Origin of the sequence: Micromonospora parathelypteridis, from assembly GCF_014201145.1 — a bacterium.
Classification (GTDB): domain Bacteria; phylum Actinomycetota; class Actinomycetes; order Mycobacteriales; family Micromonosporaceae; genus Micromonospora; species Micromonospora parathelypteridis.
The window spans coordinates 4,026,762-4,050,846 of sequence record NZ_JACHDP010000001.1; the positions used below are offsets into that span (position 1 = coordinate 4,026,762).

The 24,085-nt window shown below is 70.6% G+C and carries 26 protein-coding genes; 17 read left to right on the forward strand and 9 right to left on the reverse strand.

The window, feature by feature from the left end; translation table 11 throughout:
• Positions 1–32: 32 nt before the first annotated feature.
• Positions 33–227: an acyl-CoA carboxylase subunit epsilon gene (locus HNR20_RS18225; protein WP_184181427.1), complete on the reverse strand. Its 195-nt coding sequence runs from the start codon at positions 225–227 to the stop codon at positions 33–35.
• Positions 228–317: 90 nt separating this feature from the next.
• Here HNR20_RS18225 and HNR20_RS18230 point away from each other — a divergent pair, with 90 nt between their 5' ends.
• Together HNR20_RS18230 and HNR20_RS18235 are read left to right on the forward strand one after the other, a co-directional pair.
• The gene (locus tag HNR20_RS18230) at positions 318–2,318 is read left to right on the forward strand and encodes a serine/threonine-protein kinase (RefSeq protein WP_184181429.1); all 2,001 of its coding nucleotides are present in this window, start codon (positions 318–320) and stop codon (positions 2,316–2,318) included.
• An 87-nt stretch (positions 2,319–2,405) separates the two neighbouring features.
• On the forward strand, positions 2,406–2,639 hold the full coding sequence (locus HNR20_RS18235; RefSeq protein WP_184181431.1) for a hypothetical protein: 234 nt from the start codon (positions 2,406–2,408) through the stop codon (positions 2,637–2,639).
• 80 nt (positions 2,640–2,719) lie between these two features.
• On the opposite strand, the gene HNR20_RS18240 is transcribed toward HNR20_RS18235, so the two are convergent.
• Positions 2,720–3,472: a GH25 family lysozyme gene (locus tag HNR20_RS18240; RefSeq protein WP_184181433.1), complete on the reverse strand. Its 753-nt coding sequence runs from the start codon at positions 3,470–3,472 to the stop codon at positions 2,720–2,722.
• Positions 3,473–3,746: 274 nt separating this feature from the next.
• Here HNR20_RS18240 and HNR20_RS18245 point away from each other — a divergent pair, with 274 nt between their 5' ends.
• The 4 genes from HNR20_RS18245 (at position 3,747) to HNR20_RS18260 (ending at position 6,953) form a co-directional block, all read left to right on the forward strand.
• On the forward strand, positions 3,747–4,490 hold the full coding sequence (locus HNR20_RS18245; RefSeq protein ID WP_184181435.1) for a M50 family metallopeptidase: 744 nt from the start codon (positions 3,747–3,749) through the stop codon (positions 4,488–4,490).
• Between the two features lie 63 nt (positions 4,491–4,553).
• Positions 4,554–5,537, forward strand: a complete 984-nt coding sequence (locus HNR20_RS18250) for a ketopantoate reductase family protein (protein WP_184181437.1) — start codon at positions 4,554–4,556, stop codon at positions 5,535–5,537.
• Between the two features lie 62 nt (positions 5,538–5,599).
• Positions 5,600–6,100 carry a SigE family RNA polymerase sigma factor gene (locus tag HNR20_RS18255; RefSeq protein ID WP_184181439.1) on the forward strand — a complete coding sequence of 167 codons (501 nt, stop codon included), beginning with the start codon at positions 5,600–5,602 and terminating at the stop codon, positions 6,098–6,100.
• Positions 6,093–6,953 (forward strand): hypothetical protein, encoded by an 861-nt coding sequence (locus HNR20_RS18260; RefSeq protein ID WP_184181441.1) that lies wholly within the window; start codon positions 6,093–6,095, stop codon positions 6,951–6,953. The genes HNR20_RS18255 and HNR20_RS18260 overlap by 8 nt, the downstream gene beginning before the upstream one ends.
• Before the next feature lie 33 nt (positions 6,954–6,986).
• Here the strand turns inward: HNR20_RS18260 and HNR20_RS18265 are convergent, their stop codons facing one another.
• Complete coding sequence (locus HNR20_RS18265) at positions 6,987–8,570, reverse strand: acyl-CoA carboxylase subunit beta (RefSeq protein WP_184181443.1); 1,584 nt, start codon at positions 8,568–8,570, stop codon at positions 6,987–6,989.
• An 84-nt stretch (positions 8,571–8,654) separates the two neighbouring features.
• Between HNR20_RS18265 and HNR20_RS18270 the strand changes: the two genes are divergently transcribed.
• Entirely contained in the window at positions 8,655–9,530 is an 876-nt protein-coding gene (locus HNR20_RS18270; RefSeq protein ID WP_184181445.1) for a biotin--[acetyl-CoA-carboxylase] ligase, read from the forward strand.
• A gap of 142 nt (positions 9,531–9,672) precedes the next feature.
• Entirely contained in the window at positions 9,673–10,245 is a 573-nt protein-coding gene (locus tag HNR20_RS18275) for a PH domain-containing protein (protein WP_184181447.1), read from the forward strand.
• Positions 10,246–10,290: 45 nt separating this feature from the next.
• On the opposite strand, the gene HNR20_RS18280 is transcribed toward HNR20_RS18275, so the two are convergent.
• The 3 genes from HNR20_RS18280 to HNR20_RS32925 form a co-directional block, all read right to left on the reverse strand.
• Positions 10,291–10,932, reverse strand: coding sequence for a MaoC/PaaZ C-terminal domain-containing protein (locus HNR20_RS18280; RefSeq protein ID WP_221309845.1), 642 nt, complete (start codon positions 10,930–10,932; stop codon positions 10,291–10,293).
• Positions 10,929–11,636, reverse strand: a complete 708-nt coding sequence (locus tag HNR20_RS18285; protein WP_184188638.1) for a GtrA family protein — start codon at positions 11,634–11,636, stop codon at positions 10,929–10,931. The genes HNR20_RS18280 and HNR20_RS18285 overlap by 4 nt, the downstream gene beginning before the upstream one ends.
• Before the next feature lie 63 nt (positions 11,637–11,699).
• Positions 11,700–12,236, reverse strand: a complete 537-nt coding sequence (locus HNR20_RS32925) for a GtrA family protein (RefSeq protein WP_184188641.1) — start codon at positions 12,234–12,236, stop codon at positions 11,700–11,702.
• Positions 12,237–12,675: 439 nt separating this feature from the next.
• On the opposite strand from HNR20_RS32925, the gene HNR20_RS18295 reads away from it, so the two are divergent.
• The 4 genes from HNR20_RS18295 to HNR20_RS18310 all read left to right on the forward strand — a co-directional run bounded on the left by HNR20_RS18295 (position 12,676) and on the right by HNR20_RS18310 (position 17,652).
• Positions 12,676–14,520 (forward strand): phosphoenolpyruvate carboxykinase (GTP), encoded by a 1,845-nt coding sequence (locus tag HNR20_RS18295; protein WP_184181449.1) that lies wholly within the window; start codon positions 12,676–12,678, stop codon positions 14,518–14,520.
• 37 nt (positions 14,521–14,557) lie between these two features.
• Positions 14,558–15,412 carry a hypothetical protein gene (locus HNR20_RS18300; protein ID WP_184181451.1) on the forward strand — a complete coding sequence of 285 codons (855 nt, stop codon included), beginning with the start codon at positions 14,558–14,560 and terminating at the stop codon, positions 15,410–15,412.
• Between the two features lie 295 nt (positions 15,413–15,707).
• The gene (locus HNR20_RS18305; protein WP_184181453.1) at positions 15,708–16,850 is read left to right on the forward strand and encodes an NAD(P)/FAD-dependent oxidoreductase; all 1,143 of its coding nucleotides are present in this window, start codon (positions 15,708–15,710) and stop codon (positions 16,848–16,850) included.
• A 31-nt stretch (positions 16,851–16,881) separates the two neighbouring features.
• Positions 16,882–17,652 (forward strand): isoprenyl transferase, encoded by a 771-nt coding sequence (locus HNR20_RS18310; RefSeq protein ID WP_184181455.1) that lies wholly within the window; start codon positions 16,882–16,884, stop codon positions 17,650–17,652.
• A 36-nt stretch (positions 17,653–17,688) separates the two neighbouring features.
• Here the strand turns inward: HNR20_RS18310 and otsB are convergent, their stop codons facing one another.
• From otsB to HNR20_RS18325, 3 genes are all read right to left on the reverse strand, one after another.
• Positions 17,689–18,513, reverse strand: coding sequence for a trehalose-phosphatase (otsB, locus tag HNR20_RS18315; protein WP_184181458.1), 825 nt, complete (start codon positions 18,511–18,513; stop codon positions 17,689–17,691).
• 67 nt (positions 18,514–18,580) lie between these two features.
• Positions 18,581–18,934 (reverse strand): hypothetical protein, encoded by a 354-nt coding sequence (locus tag HNR20_RS18320; RefSeq protein WP_184181460.1) that lies wholly within the window; start codon positions 18,932–18,934, stop codon positions 18,581–18,583.
• 163 nt (positions 18,935–19,097) lie between these two features.
• Complete coding sequence (locus HNR20_RS18325) at positions 19,098–19,541, reverse strand: XRE family transcriptional regulator (RefSeq protein WP_110562598.1); 444 nt, start codon at positions 19,539–19,541, stop codon at positions 19,098–19,100.
• A 264-nt stretch (positions 19,542–19,805) separates the two neighbouring features.
• Here HNR20_RS18325 and HNR20_RS18330 point away from each other — a divergent pair, with 264 nt between their 5' ends.
• The 5 genes from HNR20_RS18330 (at position 19,806) to HNR20_RS18350 (ending at position 24,062) form a co-directional block, all read left to right on the forward strand.
• Positions 19,806–20,150, forward strand: a complete 345-nt coding sequence (locus HNR20_RS18330) for a hypothetical protein (protein ID WP_110562608.1) — start codon at positions 19,806–19,808, stop codon at positions 20,148–20,150.
• Between the two features lie 31 nt (positions 20,151–20,181).
• The gene (locus HNR20_RS18335; RefSeq protein ID WP_130407318.1) at positions 20,182–20,517 is read left to right on the forward strand and encodes a hypothetical protein; all 336 of its coding nucleotides are present in this window, start codon (positions 20,182–20,184) and stop codon (positions 20,515–20,517) included.
• Positions 20,518–20,921: 404 nt separating this feature from the next.
• Complete coding sequence (gene phoH2 / locus HNR20_RS18340) at positions 20,922–22,337, forward strand: RNA 5'-3' helicase PhoH2 (RefSeq protein ID WP_184181462.1); 1,416 nt, start codon at positions 20,922–20,924, stop codon at positions 22,335–22,337.
• Positions 22,338–22,615: 278 nt separating this feature from the next.
• Positions 22,616–23,293 (forward strand): aggregation-promoting factor C-terminal-like domain-containing protein, encoded by a 678-nt coding sequence (locus HNR20_RS18345; protein WP_184181464.1) that lies wholly within the window; start codon positions 22,616–22,618, stop codon positions 23,291–23,293.
• A 115-nt stretch (positions 23,294–23,408) separates the two neighbouring features.
• Positions 23,409–24,062 (forward strand): rhomboid family intramembrane serine protease, encoded by a 654-nt coding sequence (locus HNR20_RS18350; protein ID WP_184181466.1) that lies wholly within the window; start codon positions 23,409–23,411, stop codon positions 24,060–24,062.
• Positions 24,063–24,085 lie beyond the last annotated feature (23 nt).

The window sequence follows — 24,085 nt, forward strand, 5'->3', positions numbered from 1 at the left end:
GGCCCCTGGCAGCCCCCGTACGGCGGGTCGGGTCAGCGGGGCAGGCCGGCGGTGCGCCACCCGACACGGCCGGCCGGTCGACCGCTGCGTGCCCAGGTGGACGGGGTTGCCGGCGCGGAAGCGGAGGCCGGGCGGGACCGGACGATGATCGCCCCTACCAGGGCGGCCAGTTCCTCGGCGGTGGGCACGCCGCGAACGACCCGGAACAGCGGCTCTTCGGCAGACATGACGCCAGGGTACGCGGCGCGAAGTTGCGGGAAGCGCACAGTGGCGTGCCGGCGGTGTGACCGTCGGCGGGTCCGGGTACCGTCTCAGCGATGTCGAATGCGCTCCCCCAACTTGTCGCTGACCGATACCGGCTTCTGTCGCCGCTCGGCCAGGGCGGCATGGGCCGGGTGTGGAAGGCGCGCGACGAGGTGCTGCACCGGGACGTCGCCATCAAGGAGTTGGTGCCGCCGCCCGGTCTCACCGACGAGGAGCGCCGCGAGATGCGCGAGCGCTCGTTGCGGGAGGCCAGGGCCATTGCCCGGCTGAACCACGCCAATGTGGTCCGCATCTTCGACGTGCTGCGCACCGACGGCGATCCGTGGATCGTCATGGAGTACGTGGCGTCGAGGTCGTTGCAGGACACTCTCGCCGAGGACGGTCCGGTCTCGGTGGCCCGCACGGTCGAGATCGGGCTCGGCGTGTTGGGCGCTCTCAACGCCGCCCACAAGGCGGGCGTCATGCATCGCGACGTCAAGCCCGGCAACGTGCTGCTCGGCGAGGACGGCCGGGTGGTGTTGACCGATTTCGGTCTCGCCACCATCCCCGGTGACCCCAACGTCACCCGCACCGGCATGGTTCTCGGTTCGCCCGCGTACATCTCGCCGGAGCGGGCCCGGGAGGGCACCGCCGGGCCGGAGGCCGACCTGTGGTCGCTGGGCGCGACGCTCTACGCGGCGGTCGAGGGCAAGTCGCCGTACGCGCGGCCGTCGGCGATCGCCACGCTGGCCGCGCTGGCCACCGAACCGATGCCGCCGCCGAAGAACGCCGGCCCGCTCAAGGCCGTGCTGAACGGTCTGTTGCGCAAGGACCCCAACGAGCGGATCACCGCCGAGGTGGCGGAACGCCTGCTGCGCCGGGCCGGTGGCAAGCGTGCGCGCGGGATCTCGCTGCTTGATGGCGTACGTCGGCCGGGGCCGAACGGTCCCCGCGAGCCGCGCCCGCCGTTGGTCCCCGCGCCGCGACCGGCCGAGAGTGTCGACCGGCCGGTGTCGCCGCCGCCGGCCGCCGCAGCGACCTCGGTTGCCGCCGCTGCGGGCCCCGCCGCCGATGCCACGCCGACGACCGTCGTCCCCTCCGGCGAGCATTCCGACCCGACCGCACCGGTGCCAGCCGACCCGACCGCGGTGGTGCCGGCCGAGCCGACCGCCACGATCGACAGCCCGTCCGATGCCGACCCGACCGCGAAGGTCACGGCCACGGCCGACACGACCGGCGACGGTACGGCGAACGTCGACGACGAACCGACTGTGGTCGACGGACCGCCGGTGGCCCCGGAGCAGCGCAAGCCGACGACGCCGACGTCGCTCATGCCGCCGGTGAGTCCGGCCGGGCGTGCGGCGGTCCCGCCGTCGGACGGCACGAAGCCGAACAACACCCGACGCAACGTGCTGATCGGGGCGCTTGTGGCCCTGCTGCTGATCGGCCTCGTGGTGATCGTGCCGATGCTCACCAAGGGCGACGACAACGAGACCCCGCAGACCGGCCCGACGACCGGTGCGGCCGCGACGTCGGCGCCGGCGCAGTCCTCGGCTCCGGCGGCGCCTCCGCCCACCACGGGCGCACCGAGTGCGTCGCCCTCGGCCACGCCGTCGACCGACCCGAACGCGCTGCCGGCGGGTTGGAAGCTGCACGAGGGGCCGACCTTCTCCATTCCGCTCCCACCCGGCTGGAGCGGCCGTCAGACCAGCTCGGACACGGTCGTCTTCAACCAGTCCGGCGGGCCTGGCAAGATGCTGGTCCAGTGGACCTCCAGCCCGAAGAAGGACGCGGTCGTCGACTGGAAGGGTCAGGAACCGTACCGCAAGAGCCTGGTCAACAACTATCAGTTGGTGGGCAGCATCAAGTCCTGCGACTGGTATCGGACCTGCGCCGACTGGGAGTGGCTGGAGACCCGGGACGGCACCCGCATCCACGTGCGCAACCGGGGCTTCGTAACCGCCACCAACCGGGGTTACGCCATCCGGTGGGAGATCGCGGAGAAGGACTGGCAGGCCAACCTCGCCAACTTCGACCAGATCGTCAAGGGCTTCAAGCCCGATCGGGTCAACTGACAGGCGTTTCGCACCTGCGCGAACCTCTCTCGCATGTTCTTGCGTCGTTCGGGGTATCTGATCTCCAACGACGGAGGGAGGTGCGACATGGGTTACCGATACAGGAACGCCCGGCCCCGGCTGGCACTGTGGATGCTCGTCGCACTCGGCGATGTGGCACTGCTGCTGATCAGCGTTGGGCTTCCGGTACTCGTCGCGCTGTTCGGCGTCGTTGCCATCACCGTTGGTTCGGTGGGCGTCCGGCGGCTCAGCCGGCGGGACGCGCTCGTCCGCGAGGATGCTCCGGTGATGGCGCCGGCGTTGACCCGACGGCGGGTCTGACCCGCACCGGTGTGTGGCGGCAGCCGGACCGATTGTCGACCGTGTGGTGACCGTCGATCCCGCTGCCGCCAACGGCCCGATCAGGTGTTGTTGGCCAGGGCGATGAGCCGGCTCCGGTCGCCGTTCCAGTAGTTGCGGTCGACGTTTCCACTGATTCCGGAGACAGCGCCGGTGCTGGTGTACTGCCAGAAGCTCCACACCGAAGCGCCGGCCGGCAGGGCGCCAGGCGCGCTCGCCCAGCGGGCCAGCCAGAGCGGGTGGTTCGCCCACGGGCCGGTCCAGCTGCCGGTGCACTGGTTCCACCAGCTCGTGGTGGTGTAGATGACGGCGTACCGGCCCGTGCGGGAGCGGTAGGTGTTCAGGAAGTCCTGCACCCAGTTGCGCATCCCGGTGGTGCTGAGCCCGTAGCAGTAGCCACCGCTGTACGGGTTCGCCTCGATGTCCAGCGCGGCCGGCAGGGTGCGACTGTCCGCCGACCAGGCGCCGCCGTTGGAGGCCAGGTAGTTGGCCTGGGTCGAGCCGGCGGAGATGTTGGGCCGGGCGAAGTGGTACGCCCCGCGGATCACCCCGGCGTTGTACGAGTTGACGTAGTTCGCGTTGAAGTTCGGGTCCTTGTAGGTGGTGCCCTCGGTCGCCTTGATGAAGGCGAACTGGATGCCCGCGTTGCGGACGCTGGTCCAGTTGATGGTGCCCTGGTAGCGGGACACGTCGATGCCGGGTGTGGTGGCTGCGGCCGCCGGTCCGGCGGTCGCGACCAGGGCCGCCGCCGCGGTGGCGAGGACGGTGAGGCCGGCCGCGAGCACGCGGCGCAGCGATGACGAGGTACGGGCCATGAGTGCCTCCAAGGACGTCGCTCTATCGACATCCATCTTTGGAGGTAAGTGCCCTAGATCGCAAGGCAAGCTGAAAAAAGCTTCATCGGCGAGCGTTGATCGTCCCGGTCAGCGAAGCGTGACGGATCAGCGCAGGGGGGCCGGGTCGAGCTGCCAGCGGGTGCTGCGCTCACCTGCGTTCACCTCCCGCTTCACTCGCCACCCGATCAGTCTCACAGGATGCGAGCCGGTGCCTCGGGAACGACATGGAACGCCGCCGGTAGGCTCGCGCCCCATGATGTCGATCGACGGGCTGAGCGACCTGTGGGACACGCTGTTCGGCGCGCAGCCGGACCCGCCCCCGCTGCTGGTGCTGATCACCGCGGCGGTCGCGCTGGTGGTGGTGTCCACCCGGCTGCCGTGGCGGATCGCCCGCAACGCCATCACGATCGCGCACGAGGGTGGGCACGCCCTGGTCGCGCTGCTCACCGGCCGCAAGCTGCGTGGCATACGGCTGCACTCGGACACGTCCGGGCTGACCCTCTCCGCTGGCCGTCCCACCGGGCCGGGCATGATCCTCACCCTGCTCGCCGGCTACGTCGCCCCACCGCTGGTCGGGCTGGCCGGCGCCTGGCTGCTCGGCGGTAACCGGATCACCCTGCTGCTCTGGGTCGCGGTGGCGCTGTTGCTCGCCATGCTGATCATGATCCGCAACGCCTTCGGCGTGGTGTCCCTGCTGGTCACCGGCGCACTGGTGTTCGCCGTCTCGTGGTACGCGACCCCGCAGGTCCAGGCCGCGTTCGCGTACGTCGGGGTGTGGTTCCTGCTGCTCGGCGGGGTGCGGCCGGTGGTCGAGCTGCAGCGGCTGCGCTCGCGGGGCCGGATGCCCGCCTCCGACGCTGACCAACTCGCCGGGCTCACCCCGTTCCCGGCGATCTTCTGGGTGACCGTCTTCGCCCTGGTCAACCTGGCGGCCCTGGTCGCGGGTGCGCTCCTCCTCGCCGGGCCAATCCTCACCAACGCCGGCCTGACGCAGTAACCGCCCCCGGCCCGGGTTGGGAGGCCGGCACGAGGGCGGGGGACGGGCGGGCAGAATGGCGGTATGCGGTATGTGATCATCGGGGCGGGTGCGGTCGGCGGAACCATTGGCGTACGGCTGGCTCACGCCGACCGGGACGTGACCCTGGTGGCCCGGGGTGCGCATCTGGACGCGATCCGCGCGCGGGGTCTGACCCTGCGACAGCCCGACGGGGAGGTCACCGCCCGGCTCGCCGCCGTGGACGGCCCCGGTGACCAGCCGCTGCCAGCGGACACGGTGCTGGTCCTCACGGTCAAGTCGCAGGACACCGCCGGCGCGCTGGCCGCCTGGGTGGACGCGCCGGTGGTCGGCGGTGGCACGGCGGGCGAGCGTCTGCCGTTGCTGACCGCGCAGAACGGGGTGGCCAACGAGCGGGCCGCGCTGCGGCTCTTCGCCGACGTGCACCCGGTCTGCGTCTGGTTGCCGGCCACCCATTTGGATCCGGGTGTGGTGGTGGCCAACGGGTACCCGCACCCCGGGATGCTCCACATCGGGCGCTACCCCGGCGGCGCCGACGACACCGACCGGGCGATCGCCGCCGATCTGAGCGCGGCCGGGTTCGTCGCTCCGGTTCGCGCGGACGTGCTGCGCTGGAAGTACGGCAAGCTGCTCAGCAATCTCGGCAACGGCCTGCAGGCGCTGCTCGGCCGGGACATCCCGGACGCGCTGGCCGAGCGGGTACGCGCCGAAGGTGTCGCCGCACTCGCCGCCGCCGGCATCGCGCACACCTCGTCGGAGGAGGAGAAGGCCGAGCGCGGCGACCTGGTCGGGCAGCGCCCGGTCGACGGGGAGGCCCGCTCCGGCGGCTCCACCTGGCAGAGCCTCGCCCGGGGCACCGGCTCGACCGAGGTCGACCACCTCAACGGGGAGATCGCGTTGCTCGGGCGGCTGCACGGCGTACCAACGCCGGCCAACGTCGCCGTCCAGCGGGCCGTACGCCGGGCGGTCCGGGAGCGGATCGGGGCCGGCGCGTTCCCGCTCGCCGAGCTGGAGAAGATGATCGCCTGATCGGGGCAACCGCCGCCCCCACCCGGTGCGTGTTCCCTGCGACCGACACGGGGAGGTAGCGGGTGCCGGACGTCGACGGGTTCGACGAGTTCTACCGGGGGAGTCGGCAACGGCTGCTCGGCTTCGTCTACGCGCTCACCGGCGACCGGGTCGAGGCGCAGGACGCCGTGCAGGAGGCGTACATCCGGGCGTGGCAGCGCTGGTCGACGGTCAGCGGGTACGACGACCCGGAGGCGTGGCTGCGGGTGGTGGCCAGCCGGATCGCGGTCAGTCGGTGGCGCAGCCTGCGCAGCCGGGCCCGCGCGTACCTGCGACACGGGGTCACCGAGACCGTTCCCGGACCGGGCACCGACACCGTCGAAGTGGTCGCCGCGCTGCGTCTACTGCCCGAGGAACAACGCGTCGCCATCGCCCTGTACTACCTGATGGGCATGCCGGTCGCCGACGTGGCGCGGGAGACCGCGGCCCCGGTGGGCACGGTCAAGGCCCGACTCTCCCGGGGGCGTGCCGCGCTCGCCGGTCTGCTCGCCGTCTCTGATCTGGAGGAGGCCACCGATGCGTGACGACCCGACGTTCGTCGAACGGATCCAGCGGGACCTGCGGGACGCGCGCTGGCTCGCCCCGGAGGAGATCCGCTCCCGGGGCCGTCGCCGCAGCCAGCGCAAGATCGTGGTCGCGACCGTCGTGCTGGCCCTCGCCGGGTTCTCCGCCGTGGCGGTCGCCGCGCCGAGGACGTCCCCGCCATTGGTTCAGCCGGCCGCCGCGCCCTCCGCCTCGCCGACCCGGCACGAGATCACCACCGACGCCCTGCTGCAGCCAGCCGACCTGCCGCAGCCGGTCTACGTGCAGCTCAGCCAGGCGGGGCTGGGCGAGCCGGTCCGGCTGGAGGACACGCTCGGCCACTGCCGGACGAGCCAGGGGCGATCGGACGGCTGGCAAATGTCCATCCTGTCCCGTTCGCAGACCCTCATGCGGAAGCCCACTCAGGGCGTCCTGGTGCCGGGCGACGCACTGGTCATGCAGGATCTCTTCAGGCTGGAACCACAGACGGCTCGACAGCTCTTCACCGGTCTGGACGACCTGGTCGCGCCGTGCGCCGAGTGGCGAAGCGTCGAGAAGTGGGAGACGGCAGACGGCACCCACATCATGGAGGTGATCCACCGGTGGGCGGTGGTGCAGCGGGGCTTCGCGGGGGACGACGCCGCCATCCTGCGGGACTCGGTCACGGCCCCTCGGGACGTGCAGACCGGGCAGACGTTCGGCAATGCACCGCCGCCGACCCTCCTGGCCGTCGTCCGGGTCGGCGACACTGTCTCGCTGCTCCGCATCGCAGATGACGGCACCGAGGCGAAACTCCGCCAGCTCGCCGTGGCGGCGGTTGCCCGGATGTGCGCCGCCGCCAACCCTGCCTGCTGACCCTCGGCTCGGGGCCAGCAGGCAGCGGCGAGATCAGAGCGGGATGTTGCCGTGCTTCTTCGGCGGCAACGTCTCCCGCTTGGTGCGCAGGACGCGGAGCGCCCGGACGATCTGGGTGCGTGTCTCGTGCGGCGCGATCACCGAGTCGATGTAGCCGCGTTCGGCCGCCACGTACGGGTTGGCCAGGGTGTCCTCGTACTCGGCGATCTTCTCGGCCCGGACCGCCGCCGGGTCCTCGGCGCCGGCCAGCTCGGAGCGGTAGAGGATGTTCACCGCGCCCTGCGCGCCCATCACGGCGATCTGCGCGGTCGGCCACGCGAAGTTGAGATCCGCGCCGAGGTGCTTGGAACCCATCACGTCGTACGCCCCGCCGTAGGCCTTGCGCGTGATCACGGTGACCTTGGGGACGGTCGCCTCGGCGTACGCGTAGATGAGCTTGGCGCCCCGGCGGATGATGCCGTCCCACTCCTGGCCGGTCCCGGGCAGGAAGCCGGGCACGTCCACGAAGGTCAGCACGGGGATGTTGAACGCGTCGCAGGTGCGGACGAACCGGGCGGCCTTCTCGGAGGCGGCGATGTCCAGGGTGCCGGCGAAGTGCATCGGCTGGTTGGCGACCACGCCCACCGGCCGCCCCTCGATCCGGCCGTAGCCGACCACGATGTTCTGCGCGTAGAGCGGCTGAACCTCGAGGAACTCCCCGTCGTCGAGGACGTGCTCGATCACCCTGTGCATGTCGTACGGCTGGTTGGCCGAGTCCGGGATCAGGGTGTCCAGCTCCCGGTCCTCGTCGCTGATCGCCAGTTCGGCGGGAGCCTCGAGGACCACCGGCTCGTCGAGGTTGTTCGACGGCAGGTACGACAGCAGCGCCTTGACGTAGTCGACGGCGTCCTCCTCGTCGCTGGCGAGGTAGTGCGCGTTGCCGCTGCGGGAGTTGTGCGTGCGTGCCCCGCCCAGCTCCTCCATGCCGACGTCCTCGCCGGTCACCGTCTTGATCACGTCGGGTCCGGTGATGAACATGTGCGAGGTCTGGTCGACCATGACGGTGAAGTCGGTGACCGCCGGCGAGTAGACCGCGCCGCCGGCACAGGGCCCCATGACCAGCGAGATCTGCGGGATGACGCCGGAGGCCCGCACGTTGCGGAAGAAGATCTCACCGTAGAGGCCGAGCGAGACCACACCCTCCTGGATGCGCGCGCCACCGGAGTCGTTGATGCCGACCACCGGGCAGCCGATCTTCATGGCCAGGTCCATCACCTTGACGATCTTCTGGCCGAAGACCTCACCGAGCGAGCCGCCGAAGACCGTGAAGTCCTGCGCGAAGACGCACACCTGCCGGCCGTCCACCGTGCCGTAGCCGGTGACCACGCCGTCGCCGTACGGGCGGTTCTTCTCCAGCCCGAAGGCCGTGGAACGGTGCCGGGCCAGCTCGTCGAGCTCGACGAACGAGCCCTCGTCGAGCAGCATCTCGATCCGCTCACGGGCGGTCTTCTTGCCTCGCGCGTGCTGCTTCTCGACCGCGCGGGCCGACCCGGCGTGCACCGCCTCGTCGACCCGGCGCTCCAGGTCCGCCAGCTTGCCCGCAGTGCTGTGGATGTTGGTCCCGGTCTCGGTAGTCACCCAGGGAATATAACGATGGTTCAGGTGGGCGCCGCTGTGCAGTACGCCTCAGTGTCGACGCGACCACCGTCGTAGGCTGGCGGAATGTCGGGCTCCCCGTACACCGATCTGGACCGTCCGCCGCTGTCGGCGGCCCGGCTGCGCCGCGCGTTGGTCGCCCCGAACGGGCCGTGGGCCCGACTGGAGCTGCGCGCCGAGACGGGCTCCACCAACGCCGACGTGGCCGAGGCGGCGCGAGCCGGTGAGCCCGAGGGCCTGGTCGTGGTCGCCGAACGGCAGACCGCCGGGCGTGGGCGCCGCGGTCGGGTCTGGCAGTCGCCGGCGCGGGCCGGCATCACCACCAGCGTGCTGCTGCGGCCCGGCGAGGCCGTGCCGGATCGCGGCTGGCTGCCCGCGACCCCCACGGGGTACGGGTGGCTGCCGTTGCTGGCCGGCGTGGCGCTGGTCGAGGCGGTGGCCCGGCTGGCCGAGCTGGAGGCCACCCTGAAGTGGCCCAACGACCTGTTGATCGACGACGCGAAGTGCGCGGGCGTGCTCGCCGAGGCGGTGCCGGGGCGCTCGGCGGACCAACCGCCGGCCATCGTGCTCGGCATCGGGCTCAACGTGACGCTGCGCGCCGACGAGCTGCCGGAGAATCCGACCGGGCTACCGGCCACCTCGCTGCAGTTGGCCGGGGCGGCGGCCACCGACCGGGACCCGCTGCTGCGGGCCCTGCTGCGGGCGGTCGCCGACTGGTACGACCGCTGGCGCTCCGCGGGCGGTGATGCGGTGGCCAGTGGCCTGCGCGACGCCTACCTGGCGGCCTGCGCGACGGTCGGCCGCGAGGTACGCGTCCTGCTCCCCAACGGCGAGGCCCTGACCGGCGCCGCCACCGGAGTCGACCCGGACGGCCAGCTCATCGTCACCACCCCTGACGGCAACCGCACCCTTGCCGCCGGAGACGTCCTGCACCTTCGGTGACGTCCTGGACTTTCGCTGCCAGGAGGGCCTCCGGCGGCGAAAGGTCTCGCTGTTGACACAAGGCACCCCCGTGAGGCTGATCCGATCAGGCGGTTGGACCGGTTACCGTCTGCGCGTCGGAAAAATGGCGATGGAGGTTGTCGTGGCGTTTCCTGAAGACGTGCTCACCGAGGACGAGCATGTCGTGCTCCATCTGCACCCACACTGGAAGGCGTTGATCCAGCCGATCGCGGTGCTGGTGCTGGCCATTGCGGCGGTGGTGGTCGGTGTGCTCCTGCTGCCCGAGAGTGGCGGCGGTTCGATCGTGCTGGCCGTGATCGGGGCGATCGCCCTGGTCGCGGTGCTCTGGCTCGGCCTGTGGCCGTTCCTGGTCTGGCGCACCACGCACTACCTGTTCACGAACGAGCGTGTGCTGATCCAGCAGGGTGTCTTCTCCCGTGACCGGCGGGACCTTCCGCTCACCCGGGTCAACGACCACTCGATGAACCAGCGGTTCCTCGAGCGCCTGCTCGGCTGCGGCACGCTCACCATCGAGTCGGCCGGTGAGCGCGGCCAGTCGGTGCTCGCCGACGTGCCGAACGTCGGAAAGGTGCAGACCACCCTGTACGAGCTGGTCGAGGCACAGCACGACAAGCACTCGCTGGGTGACGGGGAGATGCGCGACATCCTCGCCGACATGCAGGACGGCAAGCCGCTGCGCGACACCACGACCTGATCCGGACCGCCTGAGGCCCGCCCCTGCCGTACGCGTGGGGGCGGGTCAGTCGTGTGGTTCGGCCCTCGGCGTGCCGCTGACGGGCTGGTCGGCGTTAGCGGCTGGGCTTGCCTCGGCTGGGCCGGCGTCGGCTGGGCTTGCCTCGGCTGGGTTGGCCTCGGCTGGGTCGGCTTCGGCTGGGTCGGCTTCGGCCGGTCGCACGGCGAACCAGCCACGGAAGCGGGTCCGCAGCACCTCCTGCTCGGGCCGGTCGTCCGGGCCGAGGCGGAGCATGGTGCCGGTGAGGCTGACGGTGCCCAGCCCCGGGCGGGCGGTCGACGGCCGGGCGCCCATCACGTCGACCCGAACGGCGAGTCGATCGCCAGCGCGCACGGGGGCGAGCCAGCGCAGCTCCTCCAGCCCGGGGGATGCGTCCGCCGCCGCCCGGGACAGCAGGTGGTCGACGTACGCGCGCATGAACAGGCTGACCGTGTAGAAGCCGCTGGCGATCAGCCCGCCGTGCCGGCTCGCCCCGGCCAGGTCGGGATCGACGTGGTACCACTGCGGGTCGAAGCGGCGGGCGAAGGCGACCATCTCGTCGCCATCCACGGTGACCACACCGAGGTCGACGGTGAGCCCTGGGACAAGATCTTCGAAGAACAGCTCGGCAGGTTGCCCAGTGCCGGAGCGGGCGTCGGGTGCCGTCACCGGCGGGGCGCGCGGCGGGTGCTGACGTGCAACTCCGCGGCGAGTTCCGCGTCCAGGTCGGCGGCGGGGCTGACGCTCAGCCGCTTGGACCGCCCCTGAGTGGGCGCGCCGGGCGGTGGGTCGGCGCGTTCCGCTTCCGCCTCTTCCAGCTCTGACACGGATTCGGCCAGTTCGGCGACCGGGTCCATCTCCGCCATCGTGTCCCACTCGTCACGCGGGATGCTGTGCCAGGTGGCTGCGGGCTTCGCGTCGGGCTCGACCTCGACCTTCGGGACGGGCTGGAAGACGAAGGTCCGGTATGACCAGAATCGGAACAGAGTGGCCAGCAGTACACCGGCGGTCTTGGCCACGTTCAACGCGAGCAGGCCGTGTATGTCGAGGCCGTACTTCGCCACTGCCACGGCACCCAGTTCAATGAGCAGGCCAGCCCCGTTGAACAGGAAGAAAAGGACGTATTCCCGGCGGAGTGCCGATTTCGGGCGATCCCGGTACGTCCAGTGCCGATTCATCAGATACGACGTGATCGTGGCGACGATGGTCGCGATCACCGACGCCTTCAACTGACCATTGACGAAAACGGTCAGTGCAAGGGCATTGAACACCGCGTAATTGATGACGGTGTTGATGCCGCCCACGATGCCGAACTTGAGCGCCTCGTGGATGAACTTCTGCCAGCGCTCAGGCAGGAGACGGACAAGACGCATGCGAAACACCTTAGGGCAGTCGGTGCGGCCGGCGATCACCGGCCGAACGAGGTGAGCGGCAGGTCACGCCCCGTGATCGGGGTCGGGCTTCACCTGTGGAAGGGTCGGGGTTCCCGCTTCGACGAAGACGAACCGCCGGTACGACCAGAATCGGAACAGCGTGCCGAGGCCCGCGCCGACGAGGTAGCTGGCGATGTTGTCGGCCAGGCGCGTCTGGAACACGTCCGGCCAGATGCTGCCGAGCCCGTACCGGCTGATCGCGAGGCAGGCCACCGCGATGCCGAGGCCGACCGCGTTGAAGAAGAAGAACAGTGCGTACTCGCGGGCCGGGTTGCTGCGCTGGCGGTGCCGCCAGGTCCAGAACCGGTTGCCCACGAAGGCGAACGAGGCCGCGATCACGGTGGAGATCGTCTTCGCCGTCAACTCTTCGACGTTACGACTGCTCGTCAGGTAGTTGAAGAGCCCGAAGTCGACCAGGAAGGCGACGCCGCCCACGGTGGCGAACTTGCCCAACTCGCGGACAAGGTGACCGAAGCGGTCCAGCAGCATGCCGACCAGACCCTGCCGGGTCTGCCGGGGACCCGGTTGTTCCCCGGTCATTGTGGCGGCCACGGGGGGAGCCTACCGGCTGTCGGCCGGTCAGAGGGGTAGCAACGGCGAGCGGGCGTGGTCGCCCGGAAGCGCCCAGCGCGGCGTGCGGAACCGTTGCACGCAGCGTAGCCAATTGGGAGGACTGACGCGCCTCGGAACGGGAATCCACGCACCGGTCGGCGGGGCAGGTCCACGGCCCGACCGCAACAAGCGTCCGCCGGGGTGCACAACAAGATTTGCGTGAAACTGCGCGGGAAAGCGGGTATCAGCTCGTGATGCCGCAGCGTGGCCGTACCTTGTGCAGTTCTTCACAACCAGTCCCACTGACTCGGAAGGCTGCCCGGTTTACGCTGAGGCCAATCCCAGGTTTCCACGAAGGCGACGCATCGCGCCGCTGAGTCTCGTGCATCCCATAGATCGGTCAGCGTCGACCACAAGGAGATGTGTCATGGTTGCTCCGGCTGTTGTGCGGGGTATTGATCAGGCCCCGACGTCCCATCCGAAACTGCTCGCCTGGGTCCGTGAGGTCGCGGAACTGACCACCCCCGACCGTGTCGTCTGGGTGGACGGATCCGACGAGGAGTGGCGCCGGCTCACCGACGAGCTGGTCGAGGCCGGCACGCTGATCCGGCTGAACCCGGAGAAGAAGCCCAACTCGTTCTACGCGCGCACCGACCCGACGGACGTCGCCCGGGTCGAGGAACGCACCTTCATCTGCTCCGTCGACGAGGCGGACGCCGGCCCCACCAACAACTGGATGGCGCCGCCCGAGATGAAGCGGACGATGACCGATCTCTACCGCGGTTCGATGCGCGGTCGCACCATGTACGTCATCCCGTTCGTCATGGGCCCGGTCGAGGCCGAGTCCCCGATGTTCGGTGTGGAGATCACCGACAGCCCGTACGTGGTCGCGTCGATGCGCATCATGACGCGGATGGGCACCCGGGTGCTCGAGGCGATGGGCAACGACCGGGATTTCGTGCACGCGCTGCACTCGATCGGCGCCCCGCTCGCCCCCGGGCAGCAGGACGTCGCCTGGCCGTGCAACGAGACCAAGTACATCTCGCACTTTCCGGAGACCCGGGAAATCTGGTCGTACGGCTCCGGTTACGGCGGCAACTCGCTGCTCGGCAAGAAGTGCTACTCCCTGCGGATCGCCAGCGTGATGGGCCGCGACGAGGGCTGGCTCGCCGAGCACATGCTGATCCTCAAGATCACCTCACCGCAGGGTCGGGTCTACCACATCGCTGGCGCCTTCCCGTCTGCCTGCGGCAAGACCAACCTCGCCATGGTGGAGCCGACCATCCCCGGCTGGAAGGTCGAGACCATCGGTGACGACATCGCCTGGATGCGGTTCGGTCCCGACGGTCGCCTCTACGCGGTCAACCCGGAGTACGGCCTGTTCGGCGTCGCGCCCGGCACCGACTGGAAGACCAACGCCAACGCCATGCGCACCCTGGACCGGGGCAACTCCGTCTTCACCAACGTGGGCCTCACCGACGATGGCGACATCTGGTGGGAGGGCATGGGCGAGCCTCCGGCGCACCTGATCGACTGGAAGGGCAACGACTGGACGCCGGAGAGCGACAGCCTCTCCTCCCACGCGAACAGCCGTTTCTGCACCCCGATCACCCAGTGCCCGATCCTCGCCGACGAGTACTTCGACCCGAACGGCGTACCGATCGACGCGATCCTCTTCGGTGGCCGCCGCCGGGACACTGTCCCGCTGGTGACCGAGGCCCGCGACTGGGTGCACGGGGTCTACATGGGTGCCACGCTCTCGTCGGAGACGACGGCCGCCGCGTCCGGCGCGGTCGGCGTGGTCCGGCGGGACCCGATGGCCATGCTGCCGTTCATCGGTTACAACGCCGGGGACTACTTCCGGCACTGGATCGAGATGGGCAAGGGCACCGACGGCGACGAGGCGAAGCTGCCGAAGATCTACTACGTCAACTGGTTCCGCAAGGACCCGGACGGCGCGTTCCTCTGGCCGGGCTTCGGGGAGAACTCCCGGGTGCTCAAGTGGGTCGTCGAGCGGATCGAGGGCACTGCCGAAGCGGTCGAGACTCCGGTCGGCATGGTCCCCGCGCCCGACGCCCTGGACGTCGAGGGCCTGGACATGACCCCGGAGGACGTTCGGATCGCCCTGAAGGTCGACCCCGACGAGTGGCGTAACGAGTTGCCACTCGTCACCGAGTGGTTCGAGAAGTTCGGCGACAAACTGCCCGGCGTGCTCTGGGCCGAGCTGGACGCGCTGCGCGCGCGTCTGGACGCCGCGCAGCCGCAGCGCTAGGTGTGAAGTCCGCCCCCAGCGGGCAACATCGGATCCCATGAGGACGGCCGCCGAGACCCAGGTCCGGCGGCCGTCCGCCGTCCGGGTGCTCACCATCCTGCTCGCGACGACGGCGGCGGCCACCGTCGTGGTCGAGGTGCTCAATTGGTGGTACGCCCCGGAGCAGGGCTTCGGTCTGGCGGTGCGCACCGGCTGGGCGATGCTGCGCTCGTTCGGATTCCTGCTGCTGATCGGGCACGTACGCCGAGGCCGAACGGTTGCCCGCCCGTTCGGGCTGATCCTCGCGGTCACCACGATCTTCGCCGTCGGCCGGCTGATCGTGCCGCGGCAGGGAGTGCCACCGCTGCCCGGCCTGCTCGGCTTCGCCGTGCTCACCGCGCTCTGTGTGGCGGTGGTCTGGCTGCTGTACCGGTCGTCGGCGCTGGCCGGACATCTCGTCCGGCACCGGCCGCGACTGGTCATCGACCGGGCCGGCCTCTCCTGGCGGGAAACCCCGCCCCGCCGGCCGGAGGCCAGCGCCTGGCTGTTGACCAGCCGGGTGGCCGCGTTCACGTACAGCCCACTGATGCTGGTGCCGGCCCTGGTGGCCGGAGGCTCCATTCTGGATGGTCGGCTGACCGCCGTGCCGGCCGTGTTGATCTGGTTCGGCGCGGGCATCGCGGCCAGCTACGCGGTGCTGTTCTGTACCGCGTTCCTGATGCGGGGCAAGGACTGGGCGCGTGGCCTGCTGGTCGTCGTCACGGTGGCCGTCCTCGCCGTGGACCTGCCGCTGTGCTGGTGGCTGCTGGGCGTGGACGGCCTGGTCCGCGACGGCGCCCCGCTGCTCGCCGCCGCCGCCCTGACCCTCTACGGCCTGCGCCGCGCAGCCCGTACCACCGACCCCACCCCCTGAACCCACATGATCGACGCCAGGTCGGCGATGTGGGGGCATCCGGACCACGCGACACCCCCATGTCGGCGACCTGGTGTCGATCACAGACACCTCAACCGCTGCGCGGGCGGTCCGCGCCCTTTGCGGCTTTCATGGCCCGCCACCACTCCACGGTGGGAGTTTCGGTATCGGTTCTCGTAAGTGGACGGGGGCAGGATGACGGGTGGCGCCGGACACAGCGGCCGGCGCGGCAGCGCGGGCGGATCGCCGGGCGGGGCGGAACGGCCGTGTCGCACCGGACGGAGGGAGGCGCGCGGTGGACGACGAGTTCGACGTGGTGGTGGTGGGAGCGGGGCCGGCCGGGGCGGCTGCCGCGCTGACGGCGCGCCGGGCGGGTGCCAGCGTGCTGTTGCTGGACCGGGCCGACTTTCCCCGGGACAAGGCGTGTGGCGACGGGATCGCCGCGCACTCGGTGGACGTGCTCGCCGAGCTGGGGGTGACCGAGGCGGTGGCGGGCTATGCGCCGCTACCCGCGTTACGGATGATCGCACCGGGGGGCGGGGCGGTGGCCCGGGCGCTGCCCCGACCTGCGTACACCGTGCCCCGGGAGGTCTTCGACGCGCGGCTGGTGGCGGCGGCCGTGGCGGCCGGCGCGCAACTGCGCCGGCACACCGTGCGCCGGGTCGAGCCGCGCGCCGACCGGGTGGTGCTCGACGGGGAGTTGTCCGGCCGGGTGGTGGTGGGCGCGGACGGCGCGGGGTCGGTGGTGCGTCGGGCGCTCGGCCACCCGCAGAATCCCGACCGGCACCTGGCGCTGGCCATTCGGGGGTACGCCCCGGCTCTGCCCGGCCCATCCGAGCAGCTCATCGTCACCTCGAAGGCGCGCTGGCCGGCGTACGCCTGGTCGTTTCCGATCGGCGACGGACGGGCGAACGTCGGGTACGGGGAGGTGCTGCGCGGTGATTCGCTGAGCCGGGCCTACCTGCTGGACCGGCTGGCCGCGCTGTTGCCGGGCACCGACCTGGCGACGGTGACCGCGTTGCGCGCCCATCACCTGCCGCTGTCCACCCATCGGCCGGCACCGGGGCAGGGGCGGACGCTGCTGGCCGGGGACGCGCTGTCGCTGATCAATCCGTTCACCGGGGAGGGGATCTTCTACGCGCTGCTCTCCGGTGCGCTCGCTGGTGCGGCGGCGGCCCAGGCGCCCGAGGCGGCCGCCCGCCGCTACGCCCACGGGTTGCGTCGCCGTCTCGGCACCCACCTGCGGCACAGTTCGGTCGCGGCCTGGTTGGCGCGCCGCCGTCGGGTGGTGGACGCGGCGGTCCGGGCCGCCCGTCGGGACGACCGGGTGTTCTATGACGTGGTCGAGCTGGGGTTGGGTGACGGACGTCTCACCGCCCGTACGCTGGCGATGATCGGTGTCGGTCTGCCGGGCGGGGATGGGGCTCCGAGGCAGTGATCTGGCTGACGGGTCGCTACGCTGCTAGGTGATGACGCTGCGGGACCTTATCTACTCCGTGTACGAGCGCCGGCTCACGGCGAAGCTCGCGGGTAAGCCGGTGCCCCGGCACGTCGGGGTGATGTGCGACGGCAACCGCCGATGGGCGAGGGAGATGGGCTTCGTCGACCCGAACGACGGGCACCGGGTCGGCGCGGCAAAGATCAAGCATGTTCTCGGCTGGTGTGACCAGGCTGGCGTCGGGCACGTCACCCTCTATCTGCTGGCCACCGACAACCTGCGCCGACCAGCGAGTGAGTTGGACCCTCTCCTCAAGATCATTGAGGACCTGGTGGTGGAGTTGGCGGAGGAGGGCAACCCCTGGCGGCTGCGCATCGTCGGGGCGCTCGACCTGCTGCCGGCGCAGACCGCGGCGGCGCTCAAGGGCGCCGAGGAGCGCACCCGTGAGCGCACCGGCGGTGCGGAGGTCAACATCGCGGTGGGCTACGGCGGTCGCCGGGAGATCACCGACGCGGTCCGCTCGCTGCTGCTGGAGCACGCCGCCACCGGCGGCACGATCGAGGAGTTGGCCGAGGTGCTCGATGTCGAGCACATCGCCGAGCACCTCTACACCCGCGGCCAACCCGACCCCGACCTGGTCATCCGCACCAGCGGGGAGCAGCGACTGTCCGGCTTCATGCTCTGGCAGTCGGCGCACTCGGAGTTCTACTTCTGCGAGCTCAACTGGCCGGATTTCCGGCACATCGACTTCCTGCGCGCACTGCGCTCGTACGCCACCAGACAACGCCGCTACGGCGCCTGACCGGGCCGGCGACGCGTCTGTCGCCGGCCGCCAAGCTCAGGGCAGGTGGGTCAGCGCCTCGGTGAGGAAGTCGCCCAGGGCAGCCGGGGACTCGATCGTCAGGTCGGCGGCGGTGGCCACCTCCTGACCGGTCTCCGGGTTGGCCACGGCCACGCAGACACCGAGGAAATCCGGGTCGGCGGCGGCGCGGGCGCGCAGTGCGGCGAAGGCCTTGATGTCCGAGACGTCGTCGCCGAAGTACCAGGCCCCGGTGGCACCCTTGATCGCCTCGCCGATCACCATGCCCTTGTCCCGGTCGACCGGCGGCTTGAGCTCCAGCACCATCCGCCCGGCCTGCACCCGCAACCCCAGCCGGTCGGCCTGCGCCTGCCCCCACTGCTGCACGGTCGAGCCGAGTTGCGGAGCGGTACGCCAGTGCAGCGCGACGGAGAGCCGCTTGAACTCGACAAGCGTGCCGGGCGGCAGTTCCGCCCGGGCCAGGTCGGCCAGCTCCGCCATGGTCGGCACCCAGGGCAGCGCGGCCGGCTCGGTGACGGTCTCCCCGCCTGAGTGGCTGTGCTCCAGCCCGTACAGACCGTAGAGGTCCACACCGGCGAGCCCGCCGAGCTGATCCCGAAGGAACTCGACGGGTCGGGCGGAGACGATCGCGACCCGCTGCACGACCGGGGCCAGCGCCTCGATGGCGGCCAGCGCCTTGGGCGCCGGGCGTACCGCGGTCGGATCGTCGTCGACGGGCGCGAGCGTGCCGTCGAAGTCGAAGAAGAGCACGGTCCCGGCCGCCCGGCTGGCGGTGATCCGCCAGGCCTGGTCGGCGTTCAACGGGGTTCTCGGCTGCTGATTGCCCAGATTCAACGGCGGCACGCGCGTCAGCGTACCCCGGCGATGGAGGCTCATTCCTGGCCGAGCGAACCCGTTCGGCGGTACGCGATCAGCGTTCGGCGGCTCCTCGTCCGCGCCGGCCGAACGGCACCACGGCCGCCTCCTGGCCGTGGCTCAACAGGTAGCCCTCCACGAACCCGGTGTTGCGATCGCCGGTGTGGTTCTCGATCTCGGTGAGCTTGGCTACCAGGAAATCGCTGAGCGCGCTGATCCGGTCGTTCATGCGCTCGTGCAGCTCGGCGACGACGGCCAGGACGACCGCGGTGCCGGCGGTGATGAGCACGAAAAGGTTGACGAGCAGCGGAAGCTGCCCGCCGTCGACCGCGAGGGTCACCGCGTTACCGGTCGCCCAGAGTGTCATCGACACCGTCGCGACCACGACTGCTAACCACTTCAGGGTCATGGACAGACCCCTCCTTATGTCCCGCAGGGCTGGGTTCGGCCTTGTCCCGTCCCCCCCGCCGATGACGAGCCCAAGCAGTACGAATAGGGACGCTAGCGTGCCCGTTCGAGCCCCGGAGGCAAACGAATGAACCTGACCAGGCGTTCTTTCGCTATCTGAGGAACTACCCTGCCTGATTACCCCTATTGCGGACATCGACCGGCAACGTTGGGCGGTATGCGAGATATCTGATGGTTTCGCGGATGTGGAACTTCTCCGCGTCCGACACGTTCGGATCGACCAGGCGGCGCAGCAGCGCCTCCACGTCGGGGTCCATCGGAGGGGCGGGCTGGCCGGTGCGGGGGCCGGCCGCGGTGCGGTCCCAGCCGAGCGCGGCGAAGGCCGCCGCCGGATTCAGGCCCAGGCCCTCGCAGAAGGCCACCACCCGTTCGGCCTCCGGGTCGCTGGCCCAGTCGCCTCGAACCCACCGGTTGATGGTCTGCCGGGAGACGCCGGTGCGTCGGGACACCTCGGTGCCACTCCAGGCCCGGGTCGCCCGCGCCTCGTCCAGGGCGCGCCGGACGAAGGTGGCGAAGGCGATCTTCCGCGCATGGGCCGTCTCGGTCACCCCGTGACGGTACGGCCAGCCGGCTGCGGGCGTGTGCCCCGGCTCGCTGCTGTCACGCGGACGTGACGGGATCTTCGGATTTCCGGTAAACGATTCTGTGCCACGGTTGAGGGGTGTCACGCGGGCAGAATAGATGCCCATAGTGACGAACGTAAGCGGACGAAAAGCTGATACTGTCACGCCCATGGGACAATCTACGGTGTGTCACGTGCATGAGACGATTGGTGCTCACATGCGTCATGCCCCCGGCGCCAGGGGGGTGTGGTGACCGAGCTCGCCACCCGCGCCCAGGCCTTCGGGCTGATCGCCGAGGGGGTGGCCGCGGGGCTGACCGCCCCCTGGCGCCTCTACCTCGCCCGAGGCTGCCGCTACCTGTCGCTGAGCGTCGGCGACCGCGCCGAGTGGAACGCCTGGCGTACCCATCTCGGCTGCCCGGAGCTGAGCGTCCGGGTCTACGACGCCGGCGGCGAGATCCGCCGGTCCTCGATGGCCGAGGTCGTGCTGGACGGCTGCCGGATCAGCGTCGAGCTGGTCGAGGAGGTCAGCACCGACGACCTGGACCGGCTGCTCGTCGCGGATCCCACCACGATCGAGCCGGAGGAGCGATGACCTGGCGTCCGGGCTGGGCCGGAGTTGCCCGATGAGCCCGTTCCTCGCGGTGTTCCTCGTCCTGGTGCTCGGTGCCACCAGCTACGCCGCCGGCCGGTTGCACGGGCAGCTCAGCTACCGCATCGGCTACCGCTTCGGCTACCGGCAGGGCTACTTCGACGGTGACCGGGGCGCCTGGAACCGGCGTCGCCGCGACGCTCAGGCGGCGATCGCCTCCGCCCTGTCGGTCTCCCCGGCTGGCGTCGTCCGCTCGGCCGGCACCGTCGCCCGTCCCGGCACCACGTACACCGGCTCGTCGTTCTCCGCGCCGGCCGCCCCGATCACGGGGCGGCACCCGACCGGCACGCTCGTTCGACGTACCGGCTGAGGTCGGTCGGCGGGCCACGGCCCGCCGACCGGCGCCACGAACGCGGTGCGTCGTCCGCGGCGGACACGCACCGTCGGGGTCACGTCAGACCGGTGACGATGGCCCCAACCGGCCGGGATGCGCGCAGGGGGCATGCATCCCGGCCGGTTCCGCCGCGCGCCCCGTGCTGGTGAGGCGCCCGGCGAAGCGGTGTTGACGCGCCCGTCTTGGGAGTTCCACGTTCCACCTCTAGCCGGGAAGGTCCGGCGCGGCTAGCGTCTAGGCATGGCACGGGGTTCTCCCGAGCCAGCCGGTCCGCCCGGATCTGCGACCTCGCGCATGGGGTTCCGCATCCGACCCCGTGTCCCCGGGCACCGGAGGAGGCGGAACACGGGTGGCGGGTGCCCATCCGTCGGAGCAGGCCTGTGACGACTCGCCGTACCACCGCCGGTGCCGACCAGACCCCGGCCGCGACTGCCACGACCCGCCGCGCCACCAGGAGCCGCCGCTCGGCGGCCGCCGCGCCGGCCGACCCGAAGGAGCCGCGACCAGCCGGCCAGGCCTTTGTCCTGGACACTTCCGTGCTGCTCTCCGACCCGGCGGCATTCCACCGGTTCGCGGAGCATGAGGTGGTGCTGCCTCTGGTGGTCATCACCGAACTGGAAGGCAAGCGGCACCATCCGGAGCTGGGCTGGTTCGCCCGGCAGTCGCTACGGATGCTCGACGACCTACGGGTCCGGCATGGCCGACTCGACCGACCGGTGCCCGCCAACGATGTCGGCGGCACCCTGCGGGTGGAGCTCAACCACACCGACGACGGTGTGTTGCCGCCCGGGTTCCGCACCGAGAGCAACGACGCCCGGATCCTCTCCGTCGCACTCAACCTCGCGGCCGAGGGGCGGGAGGTGACCCTGGTCAGCAAGGACATGCCGCTGCGGGTCAAGGCGGCCTCGGTGGGCCTGCGCGCCGACGAGTACCGCCACGGCCAGGCCAGTGACCCGACCTGGACGGGCATGTCGGAGATGGAGCTGAGCGAGGAGCAGATCGGCCAGTTGTACGCCGGCGAGGCGCTCGATCTCGACGAGGCTGCCGGGCTGCCCTGCCACACCGGCCTGGTGCTGCACTCGGGTCGCGGCTCCGCGCTCGGTCGGGTGCTGGCGGACAAGTCGGTTCGGTTGGTCCGGGGCGACCGGGAGGCGTTCGGGTTGCACGGCCGCTCGGCCGAGCAGCGCGTCGCTCTCGACCTGCTGCTCGACGAGGCGATCGGGATCGTCTCGCTGGGTGGCCGAGCCGGCACCGGCAAGTCGGCGCTGGCGCTCTGCGCCGGGCTGGAGGCGGTGATGGAGCGCCGCCGGCACAAGAAGGTGATCGTGTTCCGCCCGCTGTACGCCGTCGGTGGCCAGGAGTTGGGCTACCTGCCGGGGTCGGAGTCGGAGAAGATGTCGCCGTGGGCCCAGGCGGTCTTCGACACGCTCGGCGCGGTGGTGCATGAGAACGTGCTGGAGGAGGTCACCTCGCGAGGCATCCTCGAGGTGCTGCCGCTGACCCACATCCGGGGGCGCAGCCTGCACGATGCCTACGTGATCGTGGACGAGGCCCAGTCGCTCGAGCGCGGGGTGCTGTTGACCGTGCTGTCCCGGATCGGGCAGGGCTCCCGGGTGGTGCTCACGCACGACGTGGCCCAGCGGGACAATCTGCGGGTCGGCCGGCACGACGGGGTGACCGCTGTTATCGAGGCGCTCAAGGGTCATCCGCTCTTCGCCCACGTCACCCTCAGCCGTTCGGAGCGATCTCCGATCGCCGCGATGGTCACGGATCTCCTAGAGGACATCCCGATCTGATGGTGCATTATGCGGGCTTTTGTCCGCATTTTAAGTGTGGCGCAGATCACAAACAGGGCGGTTGGTTTCCCATCAGCCTCACTGTGCGCAATCGTGTCCCACGAGCGTCCACGCACCACGGGGATCGTTGGTGATCGAACGTCGCGAGACGGGCGACATCGGCGGCGGTCGGTGCGTCGGAGCGACCGGCAACAGGTCGGGGCGCTCGTGGCACGGCTGACGGCCCGTCTGTGGCCCGCGCCGCGCCGCGTCCTTGCCCCCGACGAAGGGACCACTTCGTGAGTCGGCTGTGGAGCCGGTTGGGTGCCCGTACGGCTGCTGTGGCGCTGCTCTCCGTGGGCGTCGCCGGTGGCTTCTACCTGGGCGAAGACCGGGAAACCCAGCAACAGGGCCTGACCGCGCAGGTCGGCCTTGAGGTCGACCGGGCCGATCTCGCCTACCAACGCGAGCGGCAGGCCGCCCACCAGGTGAAGTTCGCCCAGCAGCGGGCCGCCGAATACCAGGCCAAGCTACGCGCGGCGGAAGCCGCCAAGGAGGCCGCCGAGCGCGCCCGCAGGGCCGAGGCGGCCGCGGCGTCCCGCAAGCGCGAACGCGCTGCGGCCAACGCCCCCGCCAAGCCGTACGACGGGCCGATCCCGGCGTCCTGCGAGGAGTTCAGCGGCAACCGCAAGACCGGCTGCGCCCTGATGATCGGCGCGGGCTTCGGCATCGCAGAGTTCCCCTGCCTGGAGAAGCTCTGGACCAAGGAGAGCGGTTGGAACCACAAGGCCAACAACGGCTCGTCCGGTGCGTACGGAATCCCGCAGGCACTGCCGGGCAGCAAGATGGGTAGCGTCGCCAGCGACTGGCGGACGAACCCGGCCACCCAGATCACGTGGGGGCTGGGTTACATCAAGGGCAGGTACAAGACGCCCTGCGGAGCCTGGACCTACTTCCAGAACAACGGCCACTACTGACGGTGTCGACGGCGGGGCGGGTGGGCGACCACCCGCCCCGCCGTCGCGCGTACACCGGGGTGCTCGGACGGGACGCGAGTGGCGGTCGGCCGCTTTTGCTGATAGCAGTTGTGGGGTGACCCTGCACCCGTCAAGTGGCGACCCCTACCGGTTCGGCACCGAGGCGTTCTACGCCGCCCTCGGTCGGGCGTTCGTCGCCATGTGTGCGGTGATCCCGTTCCTCTTCCTCATCGAAGCCGTCGACCAGGGGCTCGCGTTCGGCCTGGACGCCACCGCCGGCATCATCCCGCAGCGCATCGACGGGTTGGACGGGGTCTTCTTCTCCCCGTTCCTGCACCACGGCTTCGACCACCTCTACAGCAACAGCATCCCGCTGATCCTGCTGGGCACCTTCGTCCTGGCCGCCGGCGCCCGCCGGTTCCTCTGGTCGACCCTGGTCATCATCCTGGTCAGCGGGCTCGGCGTCTGGTTCACCGGCTCACCCAACTCGGTGGTCGTCGGGGCCAGCGGCGTCATTTTCGGCTACCTGGGCATCCTGCTCACCCGGGGCATCGTCGAGCGCAGCTGGTGGAACTTCGCGGTCTTCCTGCTGGTCGGCCTGCTCTACGGCTGGCAACTGGTCGGCATTCTCCCCACCGACGAGCGGATCTCCTGGCAGGGCCACCTGTTCGGGCTGCTCGGCGGGGTGGTGGCGGCGATCCTGTTCCGTCGGCGGCGGCCTGCCGTGGATGGCCCGGACTACTCGGGTTCCACGCTCAGCCTGCCCTGACCAATTCCTCGGCGCGCCTCTGG

Coding starts and splice junctions, on each gene's coding strand:
- HNR20_RS18225 (WP_184181427.1), bottom strand. CDS start 227: ATGTCTGCCGAAGAGCCGCTGTTCCGGGTCGTTCGCGGCGTGCCCACC.
- HNR20_RS18230 (WP_184181429.1), top strand. CDS start 318: ATGTCGAATGCGCTCCCCCAACTTGTCGCTGACCGATACCGGCTTCTG.
- HNR20_RS18235 (WP_184181431.1), top strand. CDS start 2,406: ATGGGTTACCGATACAGGAACGCCCGGCCCCGGCTGGCACTGTGGATG.
- HNR20_RS18240 (WP_184181433.1), bottom strand. CDS start 3,472: ATGGCCCGTACCTCGTCATCGCTGCGCCGCGTGCTCGCGGCCGGCCTC.
- HNR20_RS18245 (WP_184181435.1), top strand. CDS start 3,747: ATGATGTCGATCGACGGGCTGAGCGACCTGTGGGACACGCTGTTCGGC.
- HNR20_RS18250 (WP_184181437.1), top strand. CDS start 4,554: ATGCGGTATGTGATCATCGGGGCGGGTGCGGTCGGCGGAACCATTGGC.
- HNR20_RS18260 (WP_184181441.1), top strand. CDS start 6,093: ATGCGTGACGACCCGACGTTCGTCGAACGGATCCAGCGGGACCTGCGG.
- HNR20_RS18270 (WP_184181445.1), top strand. CDS start 8,655: ATGTCGGGCTCCCCGTACACCGATCTGGACCGTCCGCCGCTGTCGGCG.
- HNR20_RS18285 (WP_184188638.1), bottom strand. CDS start 11,636: ATGCGTCTTGTCCGTCTCCTGCCTGAGCGCTGGCAGAAGTTCATCCAC.
- HNR20_RS32925 (WP_184188641.1), bottom strand. CDS start 12,236: ATGACCGGGGAACAACCGGGTCCCCGGCAGACCCGGCAGGGTCTGGTC.
- HNR20_RS18295 (WP_184181449.1), top strand. CDS start 12,676: ATGGTTGCTCCGGCTGTTGTGCGGGGTATTGATCAGGCCCCGACGTCC.
- HNR20_RS18300 (WP_184181451.1), top strand. CDS start 14,558: ATGAGGACGGCCGCCGAGACCCAGGTCCGGCGGCCGTCCGCCGTCCGG.
- HNR20_RS18310 (WP_184181455.1), top strand. CDS start 16,882: ATGACGCTGCGGGACCTTATCTACTCCGTGTACGAGCGCCGGCTCACG.
- HNR20_RS18320 (WP_184181460.1), bottom strand. CDS start 18,934: ATGACCCTGAAGTGGTTAGCAGTCGTGGTCGCGACGGTGTCGATGACA.
- HNR20_RS18335 (WP_130407318.1), top strand. CDS start 20,182: ATGAGCCCGTTCCTCGCGGTGTTCCTCGTCCTGGTGCTCGGTGCCACC.